Origin of the sequence: Burkholderia sp. BCC1638, from assembly GCF_902833195.1 — a bacterium.
Taxonomy (GTDB): domain Bacteria; phylum Pseudomonadota; class Gammaproteobacteria; order Burkholderiales; family Burkholderiaceae; genus Burkholderia; species Burkholderia diffusa.
On sequence record NZ_CADFEC010000006.1, the window covers coordinates 310,323 to 325,445 of the forward strand.

Below are 15,123 nucleotides of genomic sequence, written 5' to 3' on the forward strand. Positions count from 1 at the left end.
TGCAGCATGGATCGCATGCTCATGTCACTCCTGCGCGGCGGCTCGCGCGTGTCGATTGGCGCGGCGAGCGCACGCAACCGGTGTGCCTGCCCGGCGGCGCAACCGCGCACGCCGTCATGCGTCGTATGCCGCCATCACCAGCCACAAGGTGCGCCCTTCGGCGGCGAGCCGCACCGCGAGCGCGAACGGATCGGACGGCGCGCATCGCGCGACCAGCGCCCGCTGCGCGCTTTCCGGCCCCGCGTAGACGGTATGGTTCAGCTCGCGGACTTCGTCCTTCCCGTCGAACACTCGCCGCTCGGGCCGATGGATCCGCGACTCACGCTTCCACGTGTCGAACCGTTCGCGCACATCACGGAAATCGCCGCCGCACACGTTCGCGTCGTAACGTATCCTTTTCCTGGGTTCAATCATCACGATGTCCTCTCGTCCACACAGGCGGCGGGCCGCCCGCATCTGCGCCCGTCCGGCCGCCTCGACGACTGCAAGCGTCATGCCGCCCCTGCCGCGCAGGCACGGCGCTTGCGGCCGTCGTACCCGTAAGGAGGTTCGATCATGACCGCATCCGCCCCCGACAGCCGCAGCGCCGTGTCACCGGCTGCCGGCCCGCTCTCTCTGGCCGCGTCGCGCAAACCGTCCGAAGACAAGACGGAGAAACGCATCGACGAAGGGCTCGAGGAGACATTCCCGGCCAGCGATCCGCCCGCCGTCGGCGGCGCGACCCGCATCGACCCCGGCAAGCCGTCCGGCGAACGCGACCGTCGCGCGCCCGACGCCCCGCCACCGCCCCGCGATCACGGCTGACGGCGGCACCCCGGCCCGCGATGCGCGGCAGCGTGGCGACGGGCCGGCACAACCGGAGTGAAATGATGAAACGCATTGAACGTGCATGGCACGAAGTCAGCGGCGCCGCGGGCGTCGCAGCGCTGGCCGCGATCGAGAGTGCGCTGGTCCTCGCCATCGTCGTGATGACGGGGGTCGGCCACTGAGCGCGGCACGCGGCCCGGCCACGGCTGCCGCCGTGGAAGATGTACAACCCGGCTGGCAAATTTCTCCGTGGCACGGCCGCGCAGGTCCCGCGCCTGTCGATTGAACGCGGCACGCGTCCTGCTTCCGCATCGTCTCCCTCACGAAGGAGGCGTTCATGTATCGCGTCAATGAAATCATGTCGCGCGACGTAGTGTGCGTCGCGCCCACCGACACGATTCGCCATGCAGCCGAATTGATGCAGCGCTTCGACATCGGCGTGCTGCCGGTGTGCGACGGCAGCGGGCTCGTCGCGATCGTGACGGACCGCGACCTCGCGATACGCGCGCTGTCGCACGGGCATCCGCCCGACACTCCCGTGAAAGTGGTCGCATCGGCGCCGGTGCAGTGGTGCGTCGAGGATGACGGCGTCGGCGACGTGCAGCAGCGGATGGCCGACATACAGCTGCATCGGATGCCGGTGCTCGACGCCAACCACCAGATCGTCGGGATGGTGTCGCTCGGCGACATCGCGACGCGCGCGGGCGGCCCGGCACGCGACGAGCTGGCGAATACGCTCGAGGATGTGTCCCTGCCGCGCCGCCGCTGAGCGGCCACCCCAACCGCGCTGCCCGCGCGCCGTGTGCGCCGCGCCGCTTCGACCAGGAGAAAAGCGATGACAACGGACAGACCGTCGCGCACGCAGGCGCGCATTGTCGGCGACCGCGGCCGTTCGGCCGGCGGGCCCGGGCCGGACGTAATGGCCGCCGGCACGCTGGAAAACGATCGCGTGCTGACGATGGACGGCGACGACATCGGCAAGGTCACGAACATCATGCTCGACATCCGCTCGGGCCGGATCGCGTACGCGGTCCTATCGTCAGGCGGATTTGCGGGGATCGGCGACAAGCTGCTCGCGGTGCCGTGGAGCGTGCTGACGCTCGACGTCGAGCGCCGCTGCTTCGTGCTGCCCGTGCCGACCGAGCGGGTGCGCGACGCACCGGGCTTCGAGAAGGACCGCTGGCCGACGATGGCCGATCCCGCGTGGGCCGAGGCGCTGCATGCGCACTACGGCGCGTCGCCTTACTGGCTGATTGAGGAAGGCGAAACGGCGCTCGACTCGCCGCCGTACGAGGCCTCGCCGGGCGGCCCCGAGAACGACACGCGGCGGCACTGATCGCGGATCAGTGCGCGGCCGCGATCGAACGCTCGAGCGCGCGCGCGGCGCCCAGATGCGCCTTCAGCGTCGGCAGCGTGTCGGCCGCGAACGCGCGAAGCTGCGGGTCGTGGCCGTTGCGCGCTTCGGCTTCGTAGAGCCTGAGCGCCGCCTCGTGCGCGTTCGGTCCCGCCAGCGCGATGTACCCCTTGTCGAATGCGTCGCCACTCATGGTTCGAAGGGCCGTCAGCGCCGGATCGACCAGCATGCGCGTCTGCACGGGCAAGCCTTTTTGCGCGCCGAGTCGGCGCAATTCCGCGGCGACGCGACCGTGATCGTCGATCATTCGGCGCGCGAACGCCTTCACGTCCGGATTCGACGACCGATCGAGCGCGAGCTGGCTCGCCTGCAGTTCCGTCTTGCCGACGATGCCCGCCTTGTCGACGAATTCCGCGTCGATGCCGTTCGGCCGCCGCGTCATGTCCGCCTCGTCGGCGGTCTCGCCGGGACGGACGACGCCCGGCGCGACATGAACGGACGATGCAGGCGGCGCCTGCGCATGCGCCGGCGTGAATGCCGATGCGCAGAGCGCTGCGAGCACGCTGGATACCCGAAAGCAGGCCTTACCGGAAAACGGGATCCGCACGGTCAGCGGCATGCGCCCGGCGCGCGCCGGCTTGCTGCCGGTGACGTCGCGCTGCATATTGTTCGATCTCTTCATCGTGCCTCCCGGTGGGTGTTGCGGAGGCCGCCGTGCGTCAGCGGTGCCGTCCGGCGCCCGCCACGTCGACGATCACGCGGGCCAGCGTCGGCATGTCGACCGGCTTGCACAGATACGCGTCGAAGCCGGCGGCCATCACGCGGTTCCGGTCCGCCGTGCCCGCGTGTGCGGTCACCGCGACGACGGGCAGACGCCCGCTGCCGTTCTGCAAATGGCGGATGTTGTCGAGCAGCCAGAAGCCGTCGCCGTCCGGCATCGCGAGATCGGACAGCACGACGCTCGGGCGCTGCCGCGCCACCACGTCGAGCGCGTCGCGCCCCGATTGTGCGGTCGACACGTGGGCGCCCAGCGTTTCGAGCGCCGCCGCGAGACTCGCGCGCGACGTCGCGTCGTCGTCGACCACCAGCACGCGCTGGCCGTCGAGTGCGACCGCCGTCGACGCGCCGCTCGGACGTAACGGCTGGCCGGTCAGATTGTCCGCGCCCCATTCCACCGGCAGCATGACGGTCACGGTCGTGCCGCGCCCGGCGCCTTCGCTCGTGGCCGCAACCTCGCCGCCATGCAGCCGCGCGATGTTGCGCACGATCGACAGGCCGAGCCCGAGGCCGCGTTTCGGCGACGCGGACGCGCCTTCCGGCCGGTTGAACGTATCGAACAGATGCGGCAGGCGTTCCGCGGAAATGCCCTGCCCCGAATCGGCGACCGACAGCCGCACGCGCGCGCCGGCCCGGGTCAGCGACACCTTGATGTGGCCGCCCGGCGGCGTGAACTTGATCGCGTTCGACAGCAGGTTCGACAGCACCTGACGGATGCGCTCGCCGTCCGCGTAGATCACGCAGTTGGACATCGCGCACGCGGTCGACAGTTCGAGTCCGTTCGCCTCCGCAGTCGCGCCGAGCTCGCGCACCGCCTCGTTCACGACGCGCACCAGATCGACGGGCGTGCGTTCGAGCCGCATCCGGCCCGTCGCGAGCGACGACGCGTCGAGCAAGTCGCCGACCATCCGCGACAGCGACCGCGCGCTTCGATCGATCGCGTCGATCGCCTGGTGCGCGAAGTTCTGGCCGTCGGCGTTGCGCAGCACCTCGACCCAGCCGTAGATCACATTGAGCGGCGTGCGCAATTCATGCGACACGGTGGCCAGCAGTTCGTCCTTCAACCGGTTCGATTCGTCGGCCTGCACGCGCGCGTCGCGCGCGCCGCGCAGCGAGCGCAGATAGCGCCGCTCGTCGCGGCGGCGTTCGTGCGCCTCGCGCAGCGTCATCGACAGGCCGGTGCAGTTTCCTTGTGCGTCGACGATCGGCGCTGCCGCGAAAGTCGCGCGAAACCGGCCGCCGTCGCGCCGCACGCACAGAACGTCGAGCGGGCCGGCGGGCGCGCGCGCGTTCGCGAACGAAGCGGGAACGGGATGCAGCCGCAGCCAGCGCGGCGCGATCAGCGTGGTGACGTCGTGTCCGATCACCGCCGCGACCTCCATGCCGAAGAGGCGCCGCGCCGCCGGGTTCCAGCTCGTGATCCGCCGTGCGGCATCGACGCCGACGATCGCGTCGGGCGATGCTTCGACCACGCGGCGCAGCAGGATGTCGTCGAGTGCACGCGGCGCGGGCGCCGGTTCGCGGCTCGGCGTGCGCGCGTCATCCCCGTCGGCATCGTCGGCCCCGCGCAGCCGGTCGCTCGCGAGCAGCGGCTTGACGGCCAGCACGAGCATGCACTCGACGAAGCCGATCGCGGCGAAGACGCCGGCCCGCATGAGCAGCGCGGGCAGCGGCATGTCGCGCCACCACAACGCGCCGATCACGACCGCGCTGGCGGCGGTCGCCGCCAGACCGCCGCCGAACGAAGTCAGCCAGGCCGCAGCCGCGACACCGACGTACAAAGGCAGCGGTGCAACCGGTTCGCGCATGCCGACGACTTGAATCGCCCACGCCTGCAGCGCGGACGCCAGCCCGACGGCCAGCGCGACCCATGCGCCTTGCCGAAACAGCTCGCGGGTAAAAGTTCTCATCGTTTCCCTGCATCGCCTGCGACCGTCGCTCGAAGGCATGCCGCCGAGCGGACCGGGCGAGCCTATGAACGCCGCAATGCGCGTACCCGCCGCATCGCGCCCGGCAACTTCGCGGCAAAGTCCGGTGTGCGTGCCGTCGCGTCGCGTCGCTCAGCGGCCTGCCGTGCTTGGGGGGAACGCGATGGCAGATATCTTTCAATTTCTCATTCGTCGGCTGTAAAAAAGCACCGGCGGCGGCATCGTGCCCCAGCGATCGCATATTTCTTCCGTCATCGCACCGGGCATTGGAAATTTCTAAATCGCGGCACCTTCCGCGCGGTTTCGCTGTCGATGATAGATATTGCAAAGAAGGGGATGCGCGGTGCCGATTTTCAAAATGGCCCGCTGACGCCTATGGCCGAATCCGCAAACCGTCCGAAGCAACGCGCCGACGCGCGCCGGCTGTCCGGCCGCTCCGCGGCGATGCGCACGCTGCTCGGCCGTATCGAGAAAATCGCTCCGACCCGCGCCAGCGTGATGATTGCCGGCGAAAGCGGGGTCGGCAAGGATATCGTCGCGCGGCGGCTGCACGACCTGAGCGCGCAACGCAACGGGCCGTTCGTCCCCGTCAACTGCGGCGCAATTCCGGCGGACATCGCCGAAGCGCAATTGTTCGGCCACGAGAAAGGCAGCTTCACCGGCGCGATCGCGCAACGCGAGGGATTCTTCGAAGCCGCGTTCGGCGGCACGCTGCTGCTCGACGAGATCGCGGAGATGCCCGCGTCGCTGCAGGTGAAGCTGCTGCGGGCGCTCGAATCGAACACGATCGTGCGGGTCGGCGGCACCGAGTCGATTCCGCTCGACGTGCGCATCGTGTCGGCGACCCGCCACAATCCCGCCGAAGCCGTGCGCGACGGCCGGCTGCGCGAGGATCTGTTCTACCGTCTCGCCGCGTTCGCGCTGTACGTGCCGCCGCTGCGCCAGCGCAACGGCGACGTCGAGGCGATCGCGCACGAGTTCGTCGATGTGCTCAACGTGCGGCACCGCTCGCACAAGCGTCTGACCGACGCGGCGATCGCCGCGCTGCGCGCATATTCGTGGCCCGGCAACGTGCGCGAATTGCACAACACGATCGAGCGCGCGTACATCCTCGCGGACGACGGCATCGATGTCGCGCTGCCGAAGCCGACGACGTTGCCCGACCATACGTCGGACGATGCGATGGCGCTGCCGCTCGGTGCGACGCTGCACCACGCGCAGCAGCGTTTCATCGCGGCGACGCTGCAGCACTTCGACGGCAACAAGCCGCAAGCGGCGAAAGCGCTCGGCATCAGCCTGAAAACGCTCTACAACCGGCTGGCGCTGATGCGCGACGGCGGCAACGGCTGAGCATCGCCGAGGGCGTCGCGCGTGGCGCGCTCGACCTGCATCAACCGATGCAGGTCACGCGACCTTGAACTGCCCGACCGTCGTCGCGAGCGCGTTCGCCTGCGTTTGCAGCGCGGTCGCGGCCGCGGTCGACTGTTCGACGAGCGCCGCGTTCTGCTGCACCATTTCGTCGAGCTGCGTGACCGCGCGGTTCACTTCCTGGATGCCGCGCGTCTGCTCGTTCGCCGCGTGCGTGATCTCGGAGATGATCGTCGTCACGTTGGCGACGTTCGACACGATTTCGCGCATCGTGTCGCCGGCCTGGCGCACCTGCCCCGACCCGGCCGACACGCTCGCCACCGTCGACTCGACCAGCACCTTCACCTCGCGCGCGGCCTGCGCGCTGCGTTGCGCGAGACTGCGCACTTCCTGCGCGACGACCGCGAAACCACGCCCTTGCTCGCCGGCACGCGCGGCTTCCACGGCCGCGTTCAGCGCGAGGATGTTGGTCTGGAACGCGATCCCGTCGATCACGCCGATGATGTCGCCGATCCGGCCCGACGCCTCCTCGATCTTCCCCATCGTCGACACGACATCCGATACGACCACGCCGCCGTGCGACGCGATCCGCGACGCCGCGGCCGCCCGTTCGTCGGCCTGGCCGGCGGCGGCGGCCGACTGGCCGACCGTCGCGGTGATCTCTTCCATCGATGCGGCCGTTTGCTCGAGGCTCGCCGCCGCCGATTCGGTCCGCGACGACAGGTCCTGGTTGCCCGCGGCGATTTCGTTCGCGGCCGTGCGCACCGATTCGCTCGCATCGCGAATCTGCCGCATCACGTCGTTCAGCTTGTCGACGAAGCTGTTGAACGAGCGCGCGATGTCGGCCACCTCGTCGCGGCCGTCGGCCGGCAGGCGCTGCGTCAGGTCGCCGGTGCCCGAGCCGATCGACGCCATCGCCTGACGCACCTGCGACAGCCGGCGGAACGCGGTTGCCGTGATCGCGCCGACGATCAGCGACGCGACGCCGACGATCACCACCAGCGTGATCAGCGACGCGGTCAGCAGCGAGCGCATCCCTGCCGTCGCTTCCGATTTGTCGAGCAGGACCAGCGCGTACCAGTCGGTACCGGGCACGGCCTGCGCGCGCACGAGCTTCGCGTCGCCGCCCACCTGCACCTCGACCGGCGCGACGGCCGCGGCCAGCGACGCGGCGCTCACAGCGCCGAGGTCGGGCGACACGTCGGCGACCGGCTTCAGCGTGAGCTTCGCATCCGGATGCGCGACGACGTGGCCGCTGCTGTCGATCAACATCCCGAAGCTCGCGAGCGTCGGGCGGATCGACTTCACGTTCGCGATCACGCTGTCCATCGCGACGTCGGCCGCGACGACGCCCTTCAGCGCGCCGTCGCGCAGGATCGGCACCGCGAACGTGACGACCAGGTTGCCGGTGCCGGCATCGACGTACGGCGGCGTGACGACCGGCTTGCCGGCCTGTGCGGCCTGCTTGTACCACGGGCGGCCGGTCGGGTCGTAGTCGGGCGGGATGCCGGTCGGGTCGGAGAAACGAAACACCTTGTCCGCATAGCCCGCGTAGACGTTCGTGAAGCCGCCGGCCGCGGCCATCTGCTTGAACACAGGCAGCGGATCGGGCGACAGCGCGGCGTCCTGCAGCGATGCGATCATCCGGCTCCGGGTCGCAACCCAGTCGCCGATGCCGACCACATGGCCGCTGGCGACGGATTTCAGGTTGCGGTCGATCGCATCGTCGTTGTACGCATGCGCGATGAAGTAATTGATCAGCGTGGTGGCGACGAGCGCGAATACGACGATGGCGACGCACGCTGCAAGAATGCGGGTGCGGATGGACGAGAACATGGCAACGACTCGGTAAGGGAGCGCGAACGCCCGGTGGACGGATTCACCGGGTAAACGGCATTCGCGCCGCTTACTTGAGGCCGTTGTGTCGATTCGATGAAACGTATGACGAAAAACGCCGACGGCCACAGGGGCGTTGTCCGCAAGCTTGCGCGCGGCGGTTGCCTATGCGGCATGGCGCGTCGGCGGTGGTGGCGCCGGCCGCGGCCGGCCCCCCTTCACAGACGGCGACTGGTATTCGTGTCCGGCTCCCGGTTCGGCGTACTGGCTGGCGTGTCGCGCTCGAGGTCGTCCTGTCTGCGCATGCGTTCGCGCAAGTGGCGGATCGCGAACACGTGAATGTAGTCGTGCACGCGCGCATCGGACGACAACGCACGCACTTCGTCGTCGAGCATCGTGCGCAACTGGTCGGCGCCGATCGCGCGCGCTTCGGCGACGGCCTTCAAAGCATCAAGCAGATTGTCCTGTGACATCGACGGGCTCCTGGCGGTCGAGGAACGAAAGGCAAAGATGACTTACCGGAAGATTAGAGACTGGATAGCCGCTCGGCGTGCGATGCGCCGAAGCGTGTTTGCGCGCGATCAACGGCACGTTGCGTGCCGCCGCGCCGATCCGTCGCTGGATCGGCTCGCGCGCAGGATTCGCGGCGCGCGTGGCCCGCGAACGACTGGAAGGATTGCCCACGCCCCCCGAGGCGCGGCGTCGCCGATTGCGCGGAAGACGACCGTCGCGCGACGGCGATGCACTCAGAAACTTAGACCGGCCGAAATCCTGCGTCAAGCGACGCTCGCCGGCGGCGATTCGTCTGTTCGAATGCACCGGATCGGGGCGCCGCACATCGCGTGCCGTCCGTTCTTGTCAGCGGATTCCGATACCTCGCACGCAATGTCTGACAGCGACTTCAGCGCGCGCCGATTGGCAGCGCGGCCTGCGCGGCGGATACTGACGTCATGAACAAAGCGTTCATACCCGGTCATCGCTCAGCCGGCCATCGAGCCGGCACGCGGGGTCGGGCGCAGGAGACCATCATGGCCCATCGCAACTTCCCGGCGCGGGACGGACAGCGGCGCACGCGCATGCTGTCCGCGCCTGCCGTGCCGGTCGCAATCCGCCCGCCCGACGATCTCGACGCGTTACTCGCGCTCGCGCGCGAATCGGGCTTGCTCGTCACGCTCGACGGGCAGATCGGCCGCGAGAAATACCAGAGCGTCATGGGATCGGTGCTCGCGCTGCAGCGCTTCGCCGCCGCCCTTTGCGCGCGGGCCCGTGCCGACGCACCGGTCGTCGTCAGGCCGCGCCGCAAGGCGCGCCCCGGCTGGCCACGGCTGCGCAATCGCACGCCGGGCGGACGAGGACGGCTGAATGGCGCGCGTCGGCGCGCACGCGGATGCCGCGGCGGCCGCAGTCGGCACGACCTGCGAGCGCCTCGCCTCGCGTAAAAGCCGAACGCAGCCGACGCGGCACGAGGCCGCGCGATGGTTGCGAAGGCTGTCACCTCAATCGGCGGCGACCGCCGCGCGCCGACCGCGCGACGGCACATCGCGTGCCGCCACACGCCGTTCCGCACGGCGATATCGACCAAAAAGTACCTGCGAGGAAAGTAGTCTGCACGGGGCCAGGAAGCGGACGGGGTGAAAATCACCCCGTCCGTCATTCCAAGGCAGCCGTCGGCTGCCTACCCTCGCGCCAGAGAGTTCGTGATCGGCGATGCGCCACGCGCTGCGTGGCACGGCGCCGGAAATCGGTTGAAGCGGGCGCAACCGCGTCGGATATGCGCCCGTTCGCGCGGTTCTGGACCCGACGTATCGAATCGTCGCGCCCCAAAACAGGACGACGGACGTTCTGTCACTATCTCATGCGAGGTGCACGGCGATTCTGATGCAGGTCAATGAAAGGCCGCTTCGCCACCATCGCGTCGCGACGTTCACTCCGCGCCGCGCACGAGCAGCACCGGCACCTGCGCGAGATGTGCGATCCGGCGCGCCACGCTGCCGATCAGCCAGGCCGCGATGCCGCGCCGGCCATGCGTGCCGACCACCAGCAGTTCCGCATGCCAGTGCACCGCGTCGCGCATCAATGCATGGGCGACGTCGTCGCTGGTCGGACGGGTTTCGACGATGCCGCGCTTGGTCGGATTCCCCATTGCATGGAACAGCGGGCCGACGCGCGCCAGTGCATCCTCGCCCTCCGCGCGATACGCATCCTCGAGCGCGCGCACCGGCACGAGATCCGTCAGACGAACCGCCCGATCGACGACATAGGCTGCATACAGCAGCGTCGTCGGCGCCGCGAAGCCGAGCCCGACGCGCACCGCATGCAGCGACGGCTCGCTGCCGTCCACGGCGAACATCAGGCGCTGCAGCGGTCCCTCCGAAGGCCGCGTGTAGTCGGCGGGTACGATCAGCAGCGCGCAGCGTGCGCGCGAGGCCAGCGTGTCGGACACCGCGCCCTCGACGAGCCGCAGCAGTCCATGGTGCGGATTGGCGCCGACCACGAGCACGTCGGCGCGCGATGCCGACGTGTCGTTCGCGAGTGCATCGGCCACCGTGCCGCCCGTGACCGACGTATCGATGATCACCTGCTCGATCTCCGCGCCGCTCCCGGCGAACAGCGCCGCGATGCGCTCGAGCGTCGCCTGCGCCTCGCGCGTCATCTCCTCGCGCGCCGAGGTCAGCAGCGCGTCGACGCGCGGAATGTCGGGCAGCACGAGACGCGGATTGTCGATCGCGCAGACGATGCGCACCTGCATGCCGGGACGCAGCAGCGTGCGCATGTAGCGCGCGGCGGCCAGCGACTCCGGCGTCAGGTCGACGGCCAGCGAAATTCGGGCGAGCGGCGGGATGGTCGGGCTGGATGGCATGGCGAAGATCTCCTGGCGGACGCGTCGTCGCGGACGACGACCGGAGCTTCGCGCGGGCAGCGGCGCGCGGCGGACGAACGGCCGACGCGGTCGCAGGGATGGGCGGACGGCCACGCGAAGCGCGGACAAGCGATTCAGACAGCATATGTCGTCCGGCCCGCACGTGCATGATCGTAATCAATGCCCGTGCGGGCCGCGATGCGCGGCGCGGCGACTTTTGCCCTGCCCGCTTACGACTTCGTCGACGCGGGCGCTCCTGCTCGGTTCGCGTAGAACACCGCGTATGCGATGCCGAGCAGCACGATCCACGCCGGGCCGATCACGAGCGCGACACGCGTGTCCGGCGTGAATGCCATCAGCACGACGACCAGCGCGAGAAACCCGAGCGCGACGAACGAGCCGAGCGGATAGAACGGTACGCGGATCGGCAGGCGCGCGATCCTGTCGGCCGACAGCGTGCGGCGAAAGCGCATCTGCGCGATCAGGATCACGCACCACGTCCAGATCGCGCCGAACGTCGACACCGACGTCAGCCACGTGAACACCTGCTGCGGCGCCAGATAGTTGAGCAGCACGCCAATCAGCAGCAGCGCGACCGACACGGCGACGCCGTACACCGGCACGCCGTTGCGGTTCACGCGACCGAGGCTGGCCGGCGCCTGGCCCTGCTGCGCGAGGTTGTAGAGCATCCGCGCGGTGCTGAACAGGCCGCTGTTGCACGACGACAGCGCCGCGGTCAGCACGACGAAGTTGATGATGCCGGCGGCGGCCGGGATCCCGAGTCGCGAGAACGTCATCACGAACGGGCTGCCCTGCGTGCCGATCTGGTCCCACGGATAGAGCGACATGATCACGAACAGCGCGCCGATGTAGAAGATCAGCACGCGCCAGAATACCGAGTTCACCGCCTTCGTCAGCGACTTCTCCGGATTGCGCGCCTCGCCGGCCGTGAGGCCGAGCATCTCGACGCCGAGATACGCGAACATCACGATCGGCAGCGCGCCGATGACGCCGTCGATGCCGTTCGGCATGAAGCCGCCATGGGCCCACAGGTTCGAGATGCCCGTCGCGACGCCGCCGTTACCGATGCCGAATGCGATCATGAGGCCGCCGCCGATGATCATCAGCACGATCGTGACGATCTTGATCAGCGCGAACCAGAATTCGAATTCGCCGTACAGCTTGACCGCGACGAAGTTCACCGCGCCCATCGCCGTGAGCGCCGCGAGCGCCCAGATCCAGTTCGGCACGCCTGGGAACCACATGTGCATGTAGACGCCGACCGCGGTGATCTCCGCCATGCAGGTGACGATCCACACGAACCAGTAGGTCCAGCCGGTCAGGTAGCCCGCGAGCGGGCCGAGGTAGTCGCGCGCATAGCGGCTGAACGCGCCGGCGACCGGATTGGAGATCGCCATTTCGCCGAGCGCGCGCATGATCAGGAAAATGGCGATGCCGCCCAACAGGTAGGTCAGCAGGATGGCCGGGCCGGCCGTGCGGATCGCTGTGGCCGAGCCGAGGAACAGGCCGACGCCGATCGTCGCGCCGAGCGCCATCAGGTTGATGTGTCGCTCCTCCAGCCCGCGGTGCAGCTGGTCTTCTGGTTGTTTCAAGTCCGTCTCCTGGCAGCCGCGAACGGGCCGCCGTCATTGTGGATGTCAATGCGCGGCCGTTCATGCCGATACCGGCAAACCGAAAACGAAAAATCCCACCCGCTGTTTTTCGGTGAAAAACGTTGCGGATATTGCATCACTCCGATTGGAATCGCCGTTGATTATCGACATTTTCCGGAACAATCCGGAAAACGGATCGGGCCTTTCACGGAATACGCCCGTCTGGCCCGCGCGACGCGGCTGTGCGCGTGACGGGCAGCAACGGGATCAATCGCTTTCGGTGCGAACGAACGCACGTCGAATGTGCGCGGTCAAGCGCACGCAATATGCAGGCGGGATTATATGAATAATCGGATGTTTTGCGCCAGCCGGTTTTACGGGGAAATCGGGAGCGTGAAGTCGGGAATTTGACTAGTGAAGTTTTCTCGCCGCGTTACAACGTGTGTTGTCGGACATCGACGCTTTGGATCTGCATTCGTCATTCGAATCCGGCCGGCAACCGAGCGATTGGGAAACGGGACAACCCGTCGACAGCCCGCATCACTTGCACAACAGAACGACAACGCCGCCAATTCCGTCCGTGTTGGGCAACGTCGCGGATTAACCGACGGCGGTCAACGGCTGAGTCGCATCGTGCCCGACGGCCGATTGAACGGACAACTGCCCCGTTTTCGACACCCCGTTCTACGGCGCCTGCACGTTCGTCATGCGTGTATGGCGTGTTCTTCGGATTGATCGACAGGCTCAGGTTAATGTGTGTCCGGGTCGTGAGATCGACCGAGTGCCGCGCAAGCGGCGACAGCCCGCGAAACATCCCGAAAGTTTCCGTATCGAGCACGAAGTCAGAACTGCGCCGTAACCTGAAATCCGACCGTCACGCACGCTGTCGGGAATCCGGACGGCTTGTAGACCGGGGCTCCTGCGAACAGGTCGTACCCATAGCCGCCGAAACGTGTCGTTACACTGCCCTTGACGCCGATTACTGCCCCGGCCAACTGCGTACCGAGCAGCGCGACCGGCTGTGGCCCCCAAACGCGGCCGTAATCGAGTCCTGCGTAAATCACCTGTCCGGTCTGTCCGATGGGCATTTGCAATTCGTTGCGCAAGTAGAAGCCGCGTGCCGCCGCCAGCATCGTTTCGCCGTCGAACCCGCGCACGGTATAGCGACTTCCGATGGTCATGTCATCGATGTAGTACAGCGTGTTGCCGGTGAACTGCCCGTGGGCGGTTGCAACGTAGCGGAACGGTTGCTGCGCGATTGCGAACGGCACTGCAAGGTTTGCATCGAGCACGGCCATTTTGTAGCGGTACGTCGGGCCGCCACCGGCAGCGAGTACATCGTCTTGCGCCCCGAATCCACCAACGCCCTGCCGGTACGCGAGGGAGCCATCGAATTGCGCGCCGCCGAAATAGTGCCGGTCCGTCAATCCGAGTTCGATCAGTGTGGTGTTACGGCGCTGCTGAGGAATTTCCGTATCCTCGATGAAGCTCTGGCCGAAGCGGCGCGACAAGCGGACATAGCTGCCGAATACGTCGTTCTGGCGACGTGCAAGCACACGTGCGAGCTTGAAATCGACCGTCTTCGAGTTACCACTCGCGACGAATGTCTGATTGACTCCGGCGATTTGCTGGTAGTACGTGTTCGTATACGCGGAAAGGGTTGCCGTCCAATAACCCCATGGAATCGAGTAGAAACCGTTCCAACCGTGAGAACCCAGGCGCTTGTCGCCGAGTTCAAGATCTTGGCTCACACCGATGTTGAAGATGTCGTTCAGGCCAAGCGGATTGTCGATACCGATCGACAGATTGCCCTGCAACCTGCCAGTCGCGCGCGTACCCGAATTGTCGATCGATGCGACAACCGTCCACGGTTTGCCACGCTTCACCTCGAGCACGACATCGCTTTCGCCAGGAACGTCCGCCGGAACGATCTGCATCGACACGTCCTGACTCGTGACGCGCTTCATCTGCTCCAGACCTTGCTCAAGGTCGCGCACGTTCAACAGTGCACCGTCGCGCGTCGGAAACGCGGTTTTCCATGTGCCGCGTAGCGGCTCGTCGGCGAAATGTACGTGCCGAATCGTGCCGGGAATCAGTGCGACTTTCAGCGTGCCCGTCGACAGGTCCTGTTCGGGCAGCAGCACGCGCGTCGTGATGTAGCCGCGCGACAGAATGTCTTGCGACAACGCCTTGACGAGACGATCGAGCCCTTGTTTGCCGACGCATTGCCCCGTGTAGTGTTCAAGCCATTCGCGCGCAAATGCGAAGCGATCCATCGGCAACGCGGATGCGCCCTGCGCTTTCACGCCGTCCGGCAGTGAATCGGGAACGTCGACCATGAACCGATCAATGCGGAAGCACGGTGTTTCGGTCGGAAGCAGCGGATGGCCCGCACTCGCTGCGACACTCGAACGAACTCCCGGCGCGGAAACGGCTCGTTCACGCTCGCGCGCTTCTTCCTGCTGACGGGCCCGTTGTTCGTTACCAAGCGGCTGTACCGACTGCGCCATCGCGCAGGTCGATGCGATAAGCAACGATCCGGCGACAAAGTTACCCCCTCGGATTTTCTTCTTCATGTAT

Annotated in this window: 13 protein-coding genes; 5 read left to right on the forward strand and 8 right to left on the reverse strand. The window is 67.4% G+C overall.

Annotated features, from left to right (window positions below; translation table 11 throughout):
• Positions 1-114 precede the first annotated feature (114 nt).
• Positions 115-414, reverse strand: a complete 300-nt coding sequence (locus HWX22_RS09930; RefSeq protein WP_059525422.1) for a hypothetical protein — start codon at positions 412-414, stop codon at positions 115-117.
• A 141-nt stretch (positions 415-555) separates the two neighbouring features.
• Between HWX22_RS09930 and HWX22_RS09935 the strand changes: the two genes are divergently transcribed.
• From HWX22_RS09935 to HWX22_RS09945, 3 genes are all read left to right on the forward strand, one after another.
• Positions 556-804, forward strand: coding sequence for a hypothetical protein (locus tag HWX22_RS09935; protein ID WP_175906983.1), 249 nt, complete (start codon positions 556-558; stop codon positions 802-804).
• Positions 805-1,144: 340 nt separating this feature from the next.
• Complete coding sequence (locus HWX22_RS09940) at positions 1,145-1,576, forward strand: CBS domain-containing protein (RefSeq protein ID WP_059525418.1); 432 nt, start codon at positions 1,145-1,147, stop codon at positions 1,574-1,576.
• A 66-nt stretch (positions 1,577-1,642) separates the two neighbouring features.
• Entirely contained in the window at positions 1,643-2,143 is a 501-nt protein-coding gene (locus tag HWX22_RS09945; protein ID WP_175915543.1) for a PRC-barrel domain-containing protein, read from the forward strand.
• A gap of 7 nt (positions 2,144-2,150) precedes the next feature.
• Here HWX22_RS09945 and HWX22_RS09950 read toward each other — a convergent pair whose 3' ends face one another.
• Positions 2,151-2,843 carry a DUF4142 domain-containing protein gene (locus HWX22_RS09950; protein ID WP_175915544.1) on the reverse strand — a complete coding sequence of 231 codons (693 nt, stop codon included), beginning with the start codon at positions 2,841-2,843 and terminating at the stop codon, positions 2,151-2,153.
• A gap of 37 nt (positions 2,844-2,880) precedes the next feature.
• A complete protein-coding gene (locus tag HWX22_RS09955) occupies positions 2,881-4,848 on the reverse strand; it encodes an ATP-binding protein (protein ID WP_175915545.1) in 1,968 nt (655 codons plus the stop codon).
• Positions 4,849-5,178: 330 nt separating this feature from the next.
• Here HWX22_RS09955 and HWX22_RS09960 point away from each other — a divergent pair, with 330 nt between their 5' ends.
• Complete coding sequence (locus HWX22_RS09960) at positions 5,179-6,216, forward strand: sigma-54 dependent transcriptional regulator (protein ID WP_175906986.1); 1,038 nt, start codon at positions 5,179-5,181, stop codon at positions 6,214-6,216.
• Between the two features lie 54 nt (positions 6,217-6,270).
• On the opposite strand, the gene HWX22_RS09965 is transcribed toward HWX22_RS09960, so the two are convergent.
• Positions 6,271-8,070 carry a methyl-accepting chemotaxis protein gene (locus tag HWX22_RS09965; RefSeq protein WP_175906987.1) on the reverse strand — a complete coding sequence of 600 codons (1,800 nt, stop codon included), beginning with the start codon at positions 8,068-8,070 and terminating at the stop codon, positions 6,271-6,273.
• A gap of 218 nt (positions 8,071-8,288) precedes the next feature.
• Positions 8,289-8,543 (reverse strand): DUF3562 domain-containing protein, encoded by a 255-nt coding sequence (locus HWX22_RS09970; RefSeq protein ID WP_059819058.1) that lies wholly within the window; start codon positions 8,541-8,543, stop codon positions 8,289-8,291.
• Between the two features lie 555 nt (positions 8,544-9,098).
• On the opposite strand from HWX22_RS09970, the gene HWX22_RS09975 reads away from it, so the two are divergent.
• Entirely contained in the window at positions 9,099-9,509 is a 411-nt protein-coding gene (locus tag HWX22_RS09975) for a hypothetical protein (protein WP_175906989.1), read from the forward strand.
• 485 nt (positions 9,510-9,994) lie between these two features.
• Here HWX22_RS09975 and HWX22_RS09980 read toward each other — a convergent pair whose 3' ends face one another.
• The 3 genes from HWX22_RS09980 to HWX22_RS09990 form a co-directional block, all read right to left on the reverse strand.
• The gene (locus HWX22_RS09980; protein ID WP_059700346.1) at positions 9,995-10,930 is read right to left on the reverse strand and encodes a universal stress protein; all 936 of its coding nucleotides are present in this window, start codon (positions 10,928-10,930) and stop codon (positions 9,995-9,997) included.
• 230 nt (positions 10,931-11,160) lie between these two features.
• Positions 11,161-12,543: an amino acid permease gene (locus HWX22_RS09985; protein ID WP_175906992.1), complete on the reverse strand. Its 1,383-nt coding sequence runs from the start codon at positions 12,541-12,543 to the stop codon at positions 11,161-11,163.
• Positions 12,544-13,385: 842 nt separating this feature from the next.
• Positions 13,386-15,053, reverse strand: coding sequence for a ShlB/FhaC/HecB family hemolysin secretion/activation protein (locus HWX22_RS09990; RefSeq protein WP_244135207.1), 1,668 nt, complete (start codon positions 15,051-15,053; stop codon positions 13,386-13,388).
• Positions 15,054-15,123: the final 70 nt, after the last annotated feature.

What these genes read in the sequence shown, in the direction of transcription:
- HWX22_RS09930 (WP_059525422.1), bottom strand. Translation starts at nt 414, where the DNA reads ATGATTGAACCCAGGAAAAGGATACGTTACGACGCGAACGTGTGCGGC.
- HWX22_RS09935 (WP_175906983.1), top strand. Translation starts at nt 556, where the DNA reads ATGACCGCATCCGCCCCCGACAGCCGCAGCGCCGTGTCACCGGCTGCC.
- HWX22_RS09940 (WP_059525418.1), top strand. Translation starts at nt 1,145, where the DNA reads ATGTATCGCGTCAATGAAATCATGTCGCGCGACGTAGTGTGCGTCGCG.
- HWX22_RS09945 (WP_175915543.1), top strand. Translation starts at nt 1,643, where the DNA reads ATGACAACGGACAGACCGTCGCGCACGCAGGCGCGCATTGTCGGCGAC.
- HWX22_RS09950 (WP_175915544.1), bottom strand. Translation starts at nt 2,843, where the DNA reads ATGAAGAGATCGAACAATATGCAGCGCGACGTCACCGGCAGCAAGCCG.
- HWX22_RS09955 (WP_175915545.1), bottom strand. Translation starts at nt 4,848, where the DNA reads ATGAGAACTTTTACCCGCGAGCTGTTTCGGCAAGGCGCATGGGTCGCG.
- HWX22_RS09960 (WP_175906986.1), top strand. Translation starts at nt 5,179, where the DNA reads ATGATAGATATTGCAAAGAAGGGGATGCGCGGTGCCGATTTTCAAAAT.
- HWX22_RS09965 (WP_175906987.1), bottom strand. Translation starts at nt 8,070, where the DNA reads ATGTTCTCGTCCATCCGCACCCGCATTCTTGCAGCGTGCGTCGCCATC.
- HWX22_RS09970 (WP_059819058.1), bottom strand. Translation starts at nt 8,543, where the DNA reads ATGTCACAGGACAATCTGCTTGATGCTTTGAAGGCCGTCGCCGAAGCG.
- HWX22_RS09975 (WP_175906989.1), top strand. Translation starts at nt 9,099, where the DNA reads ATGGCCCATCGCAACTTCCCGGCGCGGGACGGACAGCGGCGCACGCGC.
- HWX22_RS09980 (WP_059700346.1), bottom strand. Translation starts at nt 10,930, where the DNA reads ATGCCATCCAGCCCGACCATCCCGCCGCTCGCCCGAATTTCGCTGGCC.
- HWX22_RS09990 (WP_244135207.1), bottom strand. Translation starts at nt 15,053, where the DNA reads ATGGCGCAGTCGGTACAGCCGCTTGGTAACGAACAACGGGCCCGTCAG.